At 70.8% G+C, this 15,093-nt stretch carries 11 protein-coding genes and 1 pseudogene; 8 read left to right on the top strand and 4 right to left on the bottom strand.

The window, feature by feature from the left end; genetic code table 11:
• The first annotated feature begins 20 nt into the window (after nucleotides 1–20).
• Both ACIP79_RS05940 and ACIP79_RS05945 read left to right on the top strand, forming a co-directional pair.
• Nucleotides 21–209 carry a hypothetical protein gene (locus ACIP79_RS05940; protein WP_401219893.1) on the top strand — a complete coding sequence of 63 codons (189 nt, stop codon included), beginning with the start codon at nucleotides 21–23 and terminating at the stop codon, nucleotides 207–209.
• Nucleotides 210–903: 694 nt separating this feature from the next.
• The gene (locus tag ACIP79_RS05945) at nucleotides 904–1,704 is read left to right on the top strand and encodes a hypothetical protein (RefSeq protein ID WP_401220887.1); all 801 of its coding nucleotides are present in this window, start codon (nucleotides 904–906) and stop codon (nucleotides 1,702–1,704) included.
• Nucleotides 1,705–1,812: 108 nt separating this feature from the next.
• On the opposite strand, the gene ACIP79_RS05950 is transcribed toward ACIP79_RS05945, so the two are convergent.
• Both ACIP79_RS05950 and ACIP79_RS05955 read right to left on the bottom strand, forming a co-directional pair.
• Complete coding sequence (locus ACIP79_RS05950; RefSeq protein WP_401219895.1) at nucleotides 1,813–2,706, bottom strand: helix-turn-helix transcriptional regulator; 894 nt, start codon at nucleotides 2,704–2,706, stop codon at nucleotides 1,813–1,815.
• Nucleotides 2,707–3,113: 407 nt separating this feature from the next.
• Nucleotides 3,114–4,961, bottom strand: a complete 1,848-nt coding sequence (locus ACIP79_RS05955) for a serine/threonine protein kinase (RefSeq protein ID WP_401219897.1) — start codon at nucleotides 4,959–4,961, stop codon at nucleotides 3,114–3,116.
• A gap of 975 nt (nucleotides 4,962–5,936) precedes the next feature.
• Here ACIP79_RS05955 and ACIP79_RS05960 point away from each other — a divergent pair.
• Complete coding sequence (locus ACIP79_RS05960; RefSeq protein WP_401219899.1) at nucleotides 5,937–6,704, top strand: polysaccharide deacetylase family protein; 768 nt, start codon at nucleotides 5,937–5,939, stop codon at nucleotides 6,702–6,704.
• 39 nt (nucleotides 6,705–6,743) lie between these two features.
• Here ACIP79_RS05960 and ACIP79_RS05965 read toward each other — a convergent pair whose 3' ends face one another.
• On the bottom strand, nucleotides 6,744–7,532 hold the full coding sequence (locus tag ACIP79_RS05965) for a TAXI family TRAP transporter solute-binding subunit (RefSeq protein WP_401220890.1): 789 nt from the start codon (nucleotides 7,530–7,532) through the stop codon (nucleotides 6,744–6,746).
• On the opposite strand from ACIP79_RS05965, the pseudogene ACIP79_RS05970 reads away from it, so the two are divergent.
• Nucleotides 7,446–8,450, top strand: a pseudogene (locus ACIP79_RS05970) (MFS transporter); the annotation flags it as partial. The gene ACIP79_RS05965 and the pseudogene ACIP79_RS05970 sit on opposite strands and share 87 nt — an antisense overlap.
• Nucleotides 8,451–8,547: 97 nt before the next feature.
• On the opposite strand, the gene ACIP79_RS05975 reads toward ACIP79_RS05970, so the two are convergent.
• A complete protein-coding gene (locus tag ACIP79_RS05975; RefSeq protein WP_401219902.1) occupies nucleotides 8,548–9,843 on the bottom strand; it encodes an APC family permease in 1,296 nt (431 codons plus the stop codon).
• A 435-nt stretch (nucleotides 9,844–10,278) separates the two neighbouring features.
• Here ACIP79_RS05975 and ACIP79_RS05980 point away from each other — a divergent pair, with 435 nt between their 5' ends.
• The 4 genes from ACIP79_RS05980 to ACIP79_RS05995 all read left to right on the top strand — a co-directional run bounded on the left by ACIP79_RS05980 (nucleotide 10,279) and on the right by ACIP79_RS05995 (nucleotide 14,971).
• Complete coding sequence (locus ACIP79_RS05980; RefSeq protein ID WP_401219904.1) at nucleotides 10,279–10,956, top strand: hypothetical protein; 678 nt, start codon at nucleotides 10,279–10,281, stop codon at nucleotides 10,954–10,956.
• 44 nt (nucleotides 10,957–11,000) lie between these two features.
• Nucleotides 11,001–12,611, top strand: a complete 1,611-nt coding sequence (locus ACIP79_RS05985) for a hypothetical protein (RefSeq protein ID WP_401219906.1) — start codon at nucleotides 11,001–11,003, stop codon at nucleotides 12,609–12,611.
• Nucleotides 12,608–13,318 carry a TIR domain-containing protein gene (locus ACIP79_RS05990; RefSeq protein ID WP_383679918.1) on the top strand — a complete coding sequence of 237 codons (711 nt, stop codon included), beginning with the start codon at nucleotides 12,608–12,610 and terminating at the stop codon, nucleotides 13,316–13,318. Before ACIP79_RS05985 ends, ACIP79_RS05990 begins: the two co-directional genes overlap by 4 nt.
• A gap of 246 nt (nucleotides 13,319–13,564) precedes the next feature.
• Entirely contained in the window at nucleotides 13,565–14,971 is a 1,407-nt protein-coding gene (locus tag ACIP79_RS05995; RefSeq protein ID WP_401219910.1) for a macro domain-containing protein, read from the top strand.
• Nucleotides 14,972–15,093: the final 122 nt, after the last annotated feature.

The raw sequence follows: 15,093 nt of genomic DNA on the forward strand, positions 1-15,093 counted from the left end.
GCCCCGAAGAGCGGAGCAGGGTGAGCAAGAGACGCTACGTTGCGAGGGGTGTGCCAGGTGGCTATCGGATCTGGGACAACCGCGGACGTAGATGGTGGGGCGACCTCTACGAGCTGTGCCCTGACGATCTCTTGGCCGAGCTCACCGGCCAGGCAGACCCGGCGCGGATCACTGCGCTGACGAAGCGCTACCGGGCACTGAAGCGATAGGTATCGCCGAGTCGTGGATGACGCGGCACCCACCACAACCGCACCACATCGAGCGGGGGAACAGCGGGGAACCACGGTGCAAGCGGCCGGGTCCGAGTAGGCCACGTCCCCAACGTTCGCCCAGGTCAGCACTTCAACGGATCGCAGGAGCTCGCAGCTTCCCAAGCTGAGAGTGCGAGTTCGATTCTCGTCACCCGCTCCAGGACAGAGGCCCAGGCCATCGACCCGGGCTTTTTCTGTTGTCTGGACGGACCCGGAGAACTCGCACCGGAACAAATCCAGGAGCTGGAGCCTCCGCACGAATACTGAAGACCACGAAGGCGCGGTCGCACCCCAGCGTTGCTGGTGATCGCCTCTGTGGCGGGGGACTACTCGCCTTTCGCTGTGATTGCGGGTCGCGTGCCGGAGCGCGTCGGCGCTCAGGGCGGAGGGCTGGGCGGCGGCGGTGGGTCGGAGGGGCGCCGGGCAGCCGCGGGAGGGGGTGTGCGGGTGGGCGGGCGATGTGGGGTGGGGTCGGTCAACTGGGGTCTGCGACCGGTGTGTTGCTGTGTCACGGGTGTGTGACCGGGCTGTTCTGAAGCGAGGACAGGGGGGACCTGTGGGGTCTGGGCGGACTCATAGTGATCGCAGAGCGGGAAACGGTGAAACGCCGTCAGCCCTCTGCTATCCCGCCCTCCGGAAGGAATCCCCCGTGATGAACCGCCACCTGCGCCAGGCCCTCGTCGCCACCGCCATGCTCACCGCCGGACTGCTGATGACGGCCTGCCAGAACGGCACCGACGACAGTTCCTCCGGCAAGGGTTCCGCGAACACGGCGAGCCCGGTGGCGGCCAAGGAGAAGGCGGCCGGCTCCAAGAACTCCAAGGACTCGAAGGGCGTCAGCGGCTCGTTCAAGAACGGCAGGGTCACCTACCTCGCGCCGGGCAAGTACATCGTGTCCGTACCGGGCAAGGAGGACCAGCAGTTCTGGGCCGCCGAGGACACCGAGGTCTACGGCGCCGGCACGATATGCGGCGAGGCGGGGGCCAAGGTGGACGCGCCGTGCACCGTGGACCAGCTGGAGGCGGCCCTGGAGAAGGGGGCCGTGAACGCCGACGTGGAGATGAAGGACGGCGTCGCGACCCTGGTGACCGAGCGCCGCGCCGCCCAGCAGGACGCCGGCTCCGACGAGGACTCCGACTCCCGCGACACCGTCGTCGAAGGCATCGACAAGGGCAAGGGCGTCAACGGAACCTGGCTCGGCAACGTCTCCTACCTCGCACCGGGCAAGTACACCGTCACCGACATGAAGGGCAGCGAGCAGCAGTTCCTCGTCGCCGACGACACCAAGATCATGGGCTACGACGACATCTGCGACGCCGTGAACACCGGCCCCGGCGGTGAGGGCGGCGTCGAGTGCACCGAGGCCCAGCTGGAGGCGGCCGCCAAGAAGGGCTTCTCCGCCGAGGTCGTCGTCGCCAACGGCATCGCGACCACCATCACTGACGACCACTGAGCCGGGGCCCCGGGCGCAGGGCGCAGGATACCGAGCGCCGGCGCCGGGCACTGAGAGGGTGAGTTCGCTTCGTCATCCGCTCCATGTGAACCGCGGAAACCCCCAGGTCTATGACCCGGGGGTTTTTGTCGTCCGGACCGGTGGACGAGGTGCGCAGAACGTCGCCCGTAGCAGGTCCAACTTCTCCGCGTCGGTGGTCTCGGCCGCGGTCGCGTACGTGACGATCCTGAGGCCGGTGCCGGCGGGGACCAGGACCTCCACGTCGAGGGCGATGTCACCCACGAGGGGATGCTCGATGGTCTTGCGGTCGCCGACATAGGGGCCGGCCGTGCCGTGGAACCACAGCCGGGCGAAGCGCGGGTTGTTTCGGAGCAGGTTTTCGACGAGGGAGGCAAGACGTACATCGTGGGGATGGGCCGCCGCTGTCACACGCAGGTCGGCGACGAGGTCCTCCTCCTGCGCTTCGTCGCCTTTCCATGACCGGACAGGCCATGCCGCGACGGGGTCCGGGCCTTGTCCGTCGCTCGCCCGGAACATCCCGGCGACGAGATTGCGCTCGGCCCAGCCGTACACGCGGGGATCGCCGACCGCGGCCGTCCACATCCTGTTCCAGCCGATGAGGGTCCAGTCGGCGGCGAAGACCCCGACGGGAATCGCCCCCAGCTGGTTCACCAGGCGCTGCACCCTCATGGGTATGTGCCTGAGGACGTCCCCGGCGGCGGGCGGTGCGAGGTGGGCGCAGCGGAACAGATGGTCACGCTCGGACGTGTCGAGACGCAGCGCTCGGGCCAGGGCGGTGACCACCTGGGCCGAGGGATTGCGAGCGCGGCCCTGTTCCAGCCGCACCACGTAGTCGACCGATATGCCTGCCAGACGGGCCAGTTCTTCGCGGCGGAGTCCAGAGATGCGCCGCTCCCCGTCCGCCTCCAGCCCGCTGTCCTGCGGTGACATGCGCTCACGCCAGCCGCGCAGAGTCATGCCGAAGTGATTCATCGTTGCCATGCGGGGAATCGTCGTCCAGGTGCCGCTGACGACACGAAGCTTTCTGCCGCCGCACCACGGATTCGTTACACGGATTCGTTACGTGGAGTCTTGCACGGAGTCGGGTCCGGACCCCCGGCGTCGGCTTACGGTGTGGCGGTCCGGCCGACGCGGCGGCAGATCGTCGGGCCCCGCCTCGAACGCCCGTACAACATGCGGGACTTGAGGCCGGACCTGAGATTCGACGTGGACGTCGCGCTCAGCGGCGTGGGCCGTCAACCGTGCGGTGGCGGGCGGAATCTCGTGTGAGCCGCTCTCCGACACGTCGGTGGGGTGACGGCGGACCGCCTTGACGTGAGCTGAGTCGGTGGCGGGGGCGTTGGTTCAGCGGACGGGCTGTTCCGTGAACCACTGGCACCTGACGCCGGTCATCGGATCGTCCAGGCCTGGTTGTCCCAGCCGCTGCATTCCCAGAGGACCACTACCGTTCCGCCCGAGCCCCCGAAGATGCCGACGCATTTCTGTGACTGGTCGCCCACCAGTTCCTTGCCGGAGAAGTGGAACCGCTGGCTGGCGTCGCCGCTGCACCCGGTCAGCTGGATCTCGGTCCGGTCGGCGGTCGCCCCTCCGGCCACGGTCATGCATTTCCCCGACGACCGGATGCTCCCGTCCGATCGGATGAGCCATCGCTGCGCCGCGGAGTCATCGCAGGCGGCCTGGACCAGCTGTATCCCGTCGGTCCCGGAGCCGCTGCTCAGACACTGCCCCGAGCCGTCGACCACCAGGGCCTTGCCTGCCGGGGCGACCGATGAGCCGGATCCACTGTTCGTGGACGGGCTCTCGTCTCCGGGTTCCGTGGCGGAATCCTCCTGCCCGACCATGGGCGTCGGCTTCTGCGAGGGGGTGTCCGCCGTCGGTGACGTGGCGCTGGAACTGATGGAGTTCGACGGTGAGGACTCGGTAGACGCTGTCGGCGTGTCCGCGGACCGGGACGTCTTGGTGTCGTCGGCCGGGAGGGGGCCGGCCGACACTGTGGCGCTGCTGTTGTTCTTCTCCGGCGTCGTGTCGACCAGCAACGCGACCGTGATCAGTGTCGCCGTGGCGACCACCGCGGCGAGCACCACCAGCTTCTTCGAACGGGCCGTTCGACCGGCGGGCCGTCGTGCCTGCGGGTCGGTCGTGGCCGGCTTCGGGCGTTCCGCTGCCAGGCCGGCAGCGGATACCTGGTGTGTTCCGGGCTCCGAGTTCGGTTCCGGCTCCGAACGCGGTTCCGGCTCCGAACGAAGGGGCGGCTCCGAACGAGAGGGCGGCTTCGGACGCGGGGCCGGCTTCGCCTCCGCAGCCGGAGCGTCGGCCGCCGTACGGGCGGCAAGCCGAGCGACGGGCGGAGCAGTCAGCGGAGCGGCGGGCCGAGCGTCCGGCGGAGCGGCGGAGTCACTCACTCCGTGTCTTCGTCGCGCGTCGGTGCCCGCTGTCCGCAGGAGGTGCTCGGCGCCCTCGGCCGTTATTCGGTCGGCCGGGTTGCTGGTGAGCAGAGCCTGGATCAGCGGGGTCAGCGGCCCGGCGTCCCGGACCTCGGGAGGCGGCTCCATGGCGATGGCGTACATCGTCGCCGTCACCGTGTCCCGGAGGAACGGTGAATGCCCGTCCACCGCCTGGAACAGTGTGGCGCCCAGGGCCCAGAGGTCGGCCTCCGGGCCCGGCTTGGCGCCGACGAGACGCTCGGGGGCCATGAAGTCGACCGAGCCCACCAACTGGCCGGTGCGGGTGAGGGCCGAGGTCTCGGCGGCCTGGGCGATTCCGAAGTCGGTGAGGACCACCCTGCCGTCCTCGGTGAGCAGTACGTTGGCCGGCTTCACGTCGCGGTGCAGGATCCCCGCCCGATGCGCCGCCTGTAGCGCGGCGAGCACGCCACGGCCGATCCTGGCGGCCTCTTCGGGCGGAAGCGGGCCGTTCGCCTTGATCAGGTCACTGAGGTTGGTGGAAGGCACGTACTCCATGACGATGATGGGCAGGCCCTCGTCCTCCACGACATCGTGGACGACAACGACATTGGGGTGGCTGATCTGGGCGGTGCTGCGGGCCTCGCGGCGGGTGCGCTCGAAGAGGGTGGCGAGTTCGTCGGCGTCGAGGTGCGGCTGGGGATGCAGCTTCTTGACGGCGACCTGGCGGGTGAGGAGATCGTCGTGGGCGCGCCACACGGTGGCCATGCCGCCTCGGCCGATCCGGTCGAGAATGCGGTATCGGCCGGCGATCAGCCGTCCTTCGTCGGACACCGTGGGTTCCTTTCGGCTGCTTCAGGGACCGATCCGGTCGGCGGCACCACGGGGCTCCTCTACCCGGCCACCCGCCCAACGGTCCCTCGCTCAAGGCTAGTTCAGGAGAGCACTGTCAGATCGAAGTCGGCGATGATGCCGTGGCCAGGTGACGACCTCGCATCGATGCCCTCATCGATTCCCCTCATTGGTGTCGCTCATCGAAGGGAGCCTACGAGGCGAGCGGTGAGTCCCCGGAGTCGGGTGGATGCCGAGAGTGCGGAACCCGGCGGAAGCAGTGTGCCGTCCGGCGTCGGGGCCGGCGTCATCGGCCCGCGGCCGGGCCCGGGAGCGGCCCCTGTCCAGGGCGCGCTGGCCCGAGTGCCGCGCGGGGGGCGACTCCAGGACTGCTGGTCGGTTCCATGCGGAGCGGGGCCGCGTCTGGGGGGCCGCGCTGGATCAGTCAGGCCCCGGATTCGGTTGGACAACGGCTTCTGACTGACTCCGGTTCGGGGGCTGCGGCGCTACGCGGACCGGCCACAAGCAGGACGGCGCCGCCATCTCACGTCTCGAAGGCCCGACGACCGTGGTCAACGACCTCGCCGGATCCTTCGCGTGCCTGATCATCCTCCGAAGAACACGGCAGCCGCCAGCCTTCAGGGTGGGAACAGCAGTACCACCCGCGGTCCTGGCCGCCGCACAACCTTTCCCACGGTTCCGGCGTCGGAGTCGGCCTCGCACCGAACAGCGAGCACAGCACGTCCTCGACCTCTTCCTCGTCCTCGACCGCGACCGCGACCGCGACCGCGACCGCGACCGCGTCACGGAACTCGGCCCGTCTCGCACCCGCTGCGGCGCGCCCGGTTGTCAGGGGACCGCCCCGGGATTGTCCTTGATCGGTAACGGACGCATCCGATGTCCGCCGGCCGTCGTCATGTCAGATGGTCGCGGGGCGACCAGGGGACCGGCGAGCAACTGCGTGGAATCGGGGCGGACATGGCACGGCACGGTGAACGGCGTGGCTGGTACGGCAAGGTGCTCGGCACGGCGCTCGGGGTGACGCTGCTCGCCGCCGGTGCCTCGGTGTGGACCGCGCAGGCCGGTGCCGTCGGTGGCGCCTCGCCGAAGGCGTCCGCGTCGCCGGGCAGCGGCGTCGAGCCGGTCGCGGTGTCCATCGCGCACGCCTCGGACAAGGGGGCGCGCGGCGTCAACATCACCATCGACGACGGCCCCGACCCCGTATGGACGCCTCAAGTGCTGGACGTACTGCGGGAGTTCGGGGTGAAGGCGACGTTCTGCATGGTGGGGACGCAGGCGCGGGCCCACCCCGACCTCGTGAAGCAGGTGGTCGCTGCCGGGCACCGGCTGTGCGACCACTCGGTGGCGCACGACACCACCATGGACAAGAAGACACCGCACTACCAGTCGCAGCAGATCCTCGACGCCGAACGCATGATCACCGAGGCGTCCGGTGGCGTACGGCCGATGTACTACCGGGCGCCCGGCGGCGCCTTCACCCCCTACAGCCGCAAGCTCGCCGCCTCCCGCGGCATGCGTCCGCTGGGCTGGAACGTGGACACCAAAGACTTCGAGCAGCCGGGTACGGACGCCATCGTCGAGACGGTCGAGCGGGAGCTGCCCAACGGGCCGACGGTCCTCTTCCACGACGCGGGAGGCGACCGCGCCCAGACCGTCGAGGCCCTGCGCCTGCTCCTGCCCCGGCTCAAGGAGCAGGGCTACTCCTTCGGCTTCCCGGTGCGCTGACCTGGGGTAACTGGTCCGGTGGGCCCGCCCGGCGGGGGTTCAGCCGTGCAGCGAGCGGTACGCGGCGACCGCCCCGGGGTGCAGGGGGACGGCGCCCGTGCCGATCAGGCTGCCGACGTCGAGGAACTGGGTGCCGACGGCGTTGTCGGGGACGAGGGCGGTCGCGCGGAGGACCAGCAGGCGGGTGAGCGCCTCGGCGACGCCGCGGGGGAGGTCGAGGCGGCACACCAGCAGGTTGGACACGCCGATGGTGTCGACTCCGCCCGCCGTCCGGTACGCGCCCTGCGGCAGCGGGACCTTCTCCAGACCCGACCCGGCACGGCCGTCGCGTCCGCCCAGCCTGGGCAGCAGTCCCGCCAGCGGCAGGAACCGCAGTCCGGGGTCGTCGTCGAGACCGGTGAGGGTGGGCAGCGGTACGCCGCCCGCGACCAGCAGGGCGTCGACCGAGCCCGCCCGCATCGCGTCGGCGGCGTCGGCCAGCGGGAGGTGGAGGACCGGCATGTCGGTGCCGGGGGCGAGGCCGGCCGCGTGCAGGATCCGTTCGCCGAGTACCGCCGCGCCGGATCCGGCCGCGCCGAGCGACACCGGGTGCCCGGCCAGGTCGGACACGGCACGCACGGGCGAGTCCGCGCGGACGACGAACTGGAGATAGGTCTCGTACACCCTGCCGATCGCGCGGAGAGGCACCGGGCGCGGAAAGAGGCCGGTGCCCTGGGCGGCCCGCGCGGTGTCGGTGAGACGACCTCGGCGGGCCTGTCGGCGATGACCGTGGTGGGCGTCGTCTACGTCAACGAGATGTACCCGTCCGCGATCCGCGGCAAGTACCAGGCGTACGCCATCGTCATCGGCATCTGCGGCACGCCCGTCACCAACCTCATCGCCAGCGCGGTCGTCCCCCTCAACGACTGGTCGTGGCGGCTGGTCTATCTCTGGGGCTCCCTCGGCATCCTGCTCGTGCTGTTCACCCGGCACCTCAAGGAGTCGCCCCGCTGGCTGGAGAGCAGGGGTGACCACGCGCGGGCGGACGCGGTCCTGCGGGAGATCGAGGCGAGCGTCACGGCGGAGAAGGGCCCGCTTCCCGAGCCCGCGCCGCCGATAGAGGAGGCACCCTCGGCGAAGGCGCCGCTGCGACTGCTCCTCCAGAAGAGGTACCTGCTCCCCACGCTGCTGCTCACGGTGCTGTGGACGACGCAGACCATCGGCTTCTTCGGCTACTCCAGCTGGGCGCCCACCCTGCTGGCCAAGGAGGGCTTCAGCATCGAGAAGTCCGTCTTCTACGTCGCGCTGAGCACGGTCGGCGCACCGCTCGGCTGCTATCTGGCGTCCCTGGTCACCGACCGGTTCGAGCGCAAGTGGTGCCTGGTCACCTTCGGCGTGGTCATCGCGGCGTGCGGCCTGCTGTACGGGCTCGCCTTCGACCCGGTCCTCATCATCGTGTTCGGCTTCCTGGTGAACCTCTTCGAACGCGGCTACACCGCCCTCGCCTACGCCTACTCCCCCGAGCTCTTCGACACCCGGAGCCGCTCCCTGGGAACGAGCGTCTCCTACGGCCTGGGCCGGCTGTCGAACGCCGCCGGTCCGCTGATCGTCGCGGCGCTCTACAACGGCCACGGCTACCGGAGCGTCTTCTACTTCATCGCCGGTTCCTGGCTGCTCGGCGCGATCGTCCTCGCCGTCTTCGGCGCCCGGACCCGCTCGGCGCGCCTCGCCGAGGCGGAGCGGCAACGGGTGCGCGTCCCGGCGTGAGGACCGGCGGGTCCCCGGTCGGCGGACGGGGCGCGACTCGTGGACCGACGCCCTGCGTACGACGCCCCGCGTACGACGCACCACGATCCCCCGCGCTCTACGATCCCCCGCGAGCGGCGAGCACCCGGCGCACCGCGTAGATCACGGACCCGGCCACGAGGACGGCGGCGCCCCAGGCCACGGACGCGGCGGGCAGGGTGCAGGCCAGCAGCAGGCAGCCGGTCAGCCCGAGCACGGGGATGACGCGCGGGGGCCGGTTCTCCTCCCGGGTCAGCGTCCAGGCGGCGGCGTTGGCCACGGCGTAGTAGGCGAGCACCCCGAAGGAGGAGAAACCGATCGCCCCGCGTACGTCCGTGGTGGCGGCGAGGACCGCCACCACGGCCCCCACCAGGAGCTCGGCGCGGTGCGGCACCTTGAAGCGCGGATGCACGGCGGAGAGGGCGTGCGGCAGATGCCGGTCCCGGGACATCGCCAGCGTGGTCCGCGAGACGCCGAGGATCAGCGCGAGCAGCGAGCCGAGCGCGGCCACCGCCGCTCCGGCCCTGACCACCGGAACCAGTCCCGGCGCCCCCGCCCCCTGGACCGCCGCGTCCAGCGGGGCACTCTCGGCGGCGAGCCCGGCCGGGCCGAGGACAAGCAGCAGGGAGACGGCGACCGCCGCGTACACGACCAGCGTGATGCCGAGGGCGAGCGGAATCGCGCGCGGGATCGTGCGGGCCGGGTCCCGCACCTCCTCGCTCAGGGTGGTGATACGGGCGTACCCGGCGAAGGCGAAGAACAGCAGGCCGGCCGCCTGGAGCACGCCGGTCGGGGAGACGTCCGAGCCGAGGTCGAGGCGCCCGGACCGGACGTCGTCGGAGGTCAGACAGGCCACCACCACGGCGGCCAGTACGGCCAGTGCCACGGCGACCGTCGCCCGGGTGAACCAGGCCGCCTTCCGCACGCCCAGGTAGTTCACCGCGGTGAGCGCCACCACCGCGGCCACCGCGAGGGCGTGCGCCCGGTCCGGCCAGACGTAGGAGCCGACCGTGAGCGCCATCGCCGCGCAGGACGCGGTCTTGCCCACCACGAAGGCCCAGCCGGCGAAGTACCCCCAGAACGCGCCCAGTCGTTCCCGGCCGTACACGTACGTCCCGCCCGACTCCGGGTAGCGGGCGGCCAGCCGGGCCGAGGAGGTGGCGTTGCAGTACGCCACCACCCCGGCGACCGCGAGTCCCAGGAGCAGCCCTGAGCCCGCCGCCCGCGCGGCGGGTGCCAGTGCGACGAAGATTCCCGCGCCGACCATCGAGCCCAGCCCGATGACGACCGCGTCGAAGACGCCGAGCCGCCGCTCCAGCCCGGCGGCGCTCGCGCTCCGTCCGTCGGGGTGGACCACGGGTTCTCGCGTCGACATGCTTCTATGCTCACGTTTTCGATCCGGCGCGCAAGGTCGTTTCGACACTCGGACGCGGGCGTCGCCGTCACGGGCACCTGGGTCGACGCGACGGCCGGAATGGCTCCCAGCTGACCCCGGCTTCCGGTGCCCCGGAACCCTGATCGGACATCTGATCGGACAGACATCTGATCGGATCCCCGGTCGGATTGGTCGGATCCCTGGTCGGGCCCGTGATCCGACCCCTGACCGGACCCCTGGCGGGCTCCCGGAAGTGGATCGGAAGCAGATCGGCTCTGGTGGCGGAAGCGGACGGGCTGGTGACCTCGGGAGTGTCAACCAGCCTTTCCGCACGCTCCTTTCTGCCGGCCGACGGATCACAGCGGGTGCCGCAGGCCGTGCCTCGCAGCATGGGTGGGCGAATCGGTGCACTGTCGTGAACCGTTGGAGTACGCCATGAACGACCTCGGACCGCCGCCGCCCACCACGACATCCCGCCCGCTGTCGGCCCCGGTCGCACCGGATCCGCCGCCGTCCTACCCCGGCGGAGGGCTGCTGCCGCCCGCCGGTCCCGTCCGCACCTGGGGACTGACCGTCATCGGTGTGCCGCTGCTGCTCGTCCTGATCGGAGGGCTGGCCGGCGGCCTCGCCTCGGACGAGACGGGAAGTTCGGACACGCAGTGGGCGGAGCCGGGCACGGAGTACAGCGAACCCGCCCTACCGGACTACTACGGCACCACCGACGCGGTCCCCCCGACAGATTTCGGGGACAGCGGGACCACGGGGGACACCGGGGGATTCTTCGCCGACCCGACGGACCTGGCCACCGGGACCGCCACCCCGGCCACGGGACCGGCGGCGGTCGTCACCGCCTACTTCGACGCGATCAACAACCGTGACTTCCCGAGCGCCTGGGAGCTGGGCGGCAAGAACCTGGAGGCCGACTACGACTCGTTCGTCGAGGGCTACTCCACCACCCAGCACGACACCATCACCATCGTCTCCGTGCAGGGCAGCGTCGTCACGCTGGTCCTCGACGCCCTGGAGACGGACGGCACCTCACGCTCCTACGACGTCACCTACACCGTCATCGGCGACGTGATCACCGACGGCAAGGCAACCCCGACCAGCTGACACACGGGGCCGGTACGCCGGCCCGAGCGGAGCGCTGAACCACCGTGACCACACAGACACTTCACCATCCGCACCACCCCGGCCCGCCACCGGCGCCGCCGGTCCAGCGCCGTTACGCGCGGACCAAGGCCACCCGCCTGCTGTCCGCGGGCACCTACCTCGACCCGGGCTACCGCCGGACCGTCATCCGGGAGCTGCTGAAGAACCGCTTCCGGGTGGTCGCCCCCTCGTACGGCTACGACGCCGTCTCCGTCCTCGCGCACGCGCTCACGGCACGCCGGATGCGCCGCATCGAGGCGGGCATGGCCGCCGGCACGGTTCTCGTGCTCGTCGTCCTGATGGAACAGGGCGTACTGAGCCCGCTGGTCTCCGTGCCGCTCATGTTCTGGGTGGTGTGGGGAGCGGCCTACCTGCGCCGGATCGTCACCCTGAACACCCTGATGACGCGGCTGAAGGAGACCGCCACCGACGGCGGCTTCGACGGCTCCTACCCGGCGGGCGGCAAGCTCACCGACGCCCTGATCCGCAAGATCGACCTAGAGCAGTCCACCGACAGCGGCCTGGTCTTCTACGGCGGGTTCCGGCCCTTCGTCGGCGCGGGCGAACCCCTGCGCGACTGGTCCAACGCCCAACTCCTGCTCGGCGCGCCCAAGACGCGCTTCACCGCGCGCCGCGACTCCGAGGGCTCCAGCCTCGACGTCGACGCCATGGAGCGGAAGTCCGTCCTGCCGTTCTCCGTCCACGACATCACCACGTACGTCGCCTCCAGGATGGCCGCCGAGCTGCGCGACGAGGCCCGGCGGGACGAGCGCATCGAGGGACTGACCGTCGAGCAGCGCCGTTTCACCACGGCGGTGCGCACCAACGACCGTACGCGCGGCGCGGGTTGGTCCCAGCTGCCCAGTACCGACGACCTTCCGGACGTGCACTGGCGGGAGGACTACGACTCGGCCCGCGAGTACCTGTGTGTGCGCGTCGGATCGTGGAACGAGGAGCTGGTGACCTCGATCTTCGTCGGGTTCGACCTCAAGGGCGACACGCTGCACACCGAGTTCTACACCTACGTCCTCGGGCCGCTGGTGCGGGAGTTCCACCTCGTCGACCAGCTGCCCGACACCTTCGACGGCCGGCTCGCCGTGCGGGTGGCGTGGGACATGGTCAAGTCCGCCCTGCGCTGGTGCCTGGCGCTGTCGCTGTGGCCGCTGTGGCTGGTGCCCGAGCGGTTCCTGCCCTCGCCGTTGCGCCGGCTGATGCGTCCGCGGCGGGGCGGCCGGACCTTCACCGGGATCCGCACGGAGAGCCCGGTCGACAGCAGCGAGTTCCGGCTCGGCCGCTACGCCAACGAGGCGGTCGACTGCGGGGCGTTGACGAGCGTCCGGGAGATGGCCACCAGCGACACCTACCACCACTTCTTCCAGCGGTCCGACGCCGTGAAGTACACGCAGATCGTCGAGCGCCGGCTCCTGCTGAGCATCCGTTCGTTCCTGAGCGAGCACAACGTGGACCTCGCCGACCACGACCGCGCACAGACCAACATCCTCATGGGAGACGACAAGAGCCAGAACGTCTACGGCGGCAACAACGAGAACATCGGCTACAACTACCATGCCGCGGGCGGCGGTTCGCCCAGCGCGGGCGGGGGACAGTCATCATGAGCGAGAGTCACACGTTCGGGGACCACAGCCAGAACATCATCGGCGGGGAGAACCGGCAGATCGGCTACAACTACTACGCCGCCCCCGTCGCCGAGCCCCGGACGTCCGATGCCGGGCGGCCCGGGACCACCCGACAGGCGGCGGCCGGGCAGGAGCCCTCCGAGTACGGCCGCAGCCGCAGCGTCTTCGTCGTGCACGGCCGGGACGAGGAGGTGCGCCGGGCGATGTTCGGGCTGCTGCGCCGGCTCGACCTGCGTCCGCTGGAGTGGGAGGAACTGGTGCGGGCCACCGGCAAGACCGCGCCCTTCCTCGGTGAGGTGGTCATGAACGCACCGGCGCAGGCACAGGCGGCCCTGGTCCTGCTCACCCCGGACGACATCGCCAAGCTCCACCCGCATCTGCTCGGCAACAGCGAGCGGGACGACGAGACCCAACTGACCGGCCAGCCCCGGCAGAACGTGCTGATCGAGCTGGGCATGGTGCTGATGGCCTACCCCGAGCGGACGGTCATCGTCGAAGTGGGCCGGCTGCGGCACGTCGCCGACACCGCCGGGATCAACGTCATCCGGTTCGACGGCACCGAGGCCTCCCTCGCGAAGATCGCCGCGCGGCTGAGGCTGGCCGGCTGCCAACTCGACGACACCCGGCCGGAATGGCGCGAGACCTGGCACTTCCAGAACCTGTCGGCATACCGGCGTCTGGCCTGATCCGACCGAGAGTGGGGACGGGCCCGCCAGGTGCCCGTCCCCACCCGTGTTCCATGCCCTGTCCGCGACGCGGGAACACCGTGGATCCCGCGAAACCCTCGAATCGCGCGAATCCCGCGACCGGCCGCCGCGAATCCCGCCCAGGGGAATCACCCCGAACACACAGCTACCCCAAGACATCATGATAATCTTCCGGTCACTTCTAGTGACGTACGGTGACGCAGTGATGTGGCGGGGGTGGCGCGAGTGGCCGACGCGCGAACGCGCATCCAGGTCAAGGTACTTGGACCGGTCCAGCTGGAGATCGACGGAGTTCCGGTCCGGCTCACACCGCTGACCACCCGGCTGCTGGTGCGTCTGGTGGCCGCCGAGGGCGAGGCCGTGCCGGTACGGCAACTGCGCCGCGACGTCTGGGGCCTGGCGGACGAGCCCCGTCACCTCGCGCAGCGCAACCGCAACGAGGTGCAGAAACGCGTGCTGGAACTGCGCCGGGCCCTGGACCCCGGCCAGGACGGCACCGCCGCACGCGTCCTGCGCACCGAGCAACAGGTCACCGTGCACGGCCCGGAGACCGCCTACCGCCTGGTGCTGCGGCCCGAGGAACTGGACAGCGCGCGGTTCACCGCGGTCGTCGGCCACGCCTTCCTCGCCCCGCCCGCCACCGCCGCCCACCGGCTCGCCGAGGCGCTGTCCCTGATCAACGGCCGGCCACTGGCCGAGGTCTACGGCGAGGGGTTCGCGGATCCCTTCATCCGCCGGCTCACCGCGTTACAGGACTCGGCCCGCCGTGAACTGGTCCGCGTCCAGGCCGATCTCGGCCGCCCCGACCTCGCGCTGCCGGTCGCCGAACTGATCGTCCGCGACCACCCCGACGACCTCGAGGCCGCGCGCGTGCTGGACTCGCTGCGTGCCGCGCTCCGCGCGCGCCACGGCTCGGAGCTGCTCCGCCACAAGGTGCCCCTGCCCGGCCAGCGGGCGGACGTCGTGCTGGTCCGCGGCGACCTGTTCGAGCAGGCGGACTGCAATCTGGTGGTCGGCTTCACCGACACCTTCGACACGGAGACCGACCAGGACATCGTCATCAGCCGCGACAGCGTGCAGAGCCAGCTCGTCGACCGCCTCTTCGCCGGCAGGCGCCGTCTGCTGGACGAGAAGCTGCGGACCGGCCTGCGCTCGGTCCGCTCGGTCGGTACGGAGAGCGCGCGGGCCAAGCCCCGCGGGCGGCGGGTCCGTTATCCGGTGGGCACGACCGTCGTCGTACCCGTCGAAGGCCGCCGGGTGTTCGCGACCGCCTACTCGCGGCTCGGCAACGACCTGGTGGCCAGGTCCGGTTACGAGGATCTCCAGGTGAGCCTGGACAACCTGTGGGCCGCGGTGTCCGTGCACGGCCTGTTCAAACCGGTCGCCATTCCGCTCATCGGCTCCGGGCTCGCCCGTATCACCGACCTCGACCGGGGCCAGCTCGTGGCCCTGATCGTCGACTCGTTCATCGACGCCTGCCGGCGGTATCCGGCGCTCACGCCCGAACTGCGCATAGTGGTCCGCCCGGAGGACCTCGCCAGAACCGACCTCGCGCCGGTCGAACGACGCTTCCAGGAACTGGTGCCGGACCTGGAGTCCGGGCCGGGCCCGGGTGGGACCGGGTCGGGGTGAGGCGCCGAGTCCGGGGGAGGCCGCGTCCGGAAGGAAGCCGTACTCGGTAGCGAGCCGCTTTCAAGGTGAGGCCGGGCGGGCTCGGCGTCCGCCCCCCGTCCGGTGGGTGCCTCCGCATCTTC

It is taken from the genome of Streptomyces sp. NPDC088747 (assembly GCF_044751025.1).
Taxonomy (GTDB): domain Bacteria; phylum Actinomycetota; class Actinomycetes; order Streptomycetales; family Streptomycetaceae; genus Streptomyces.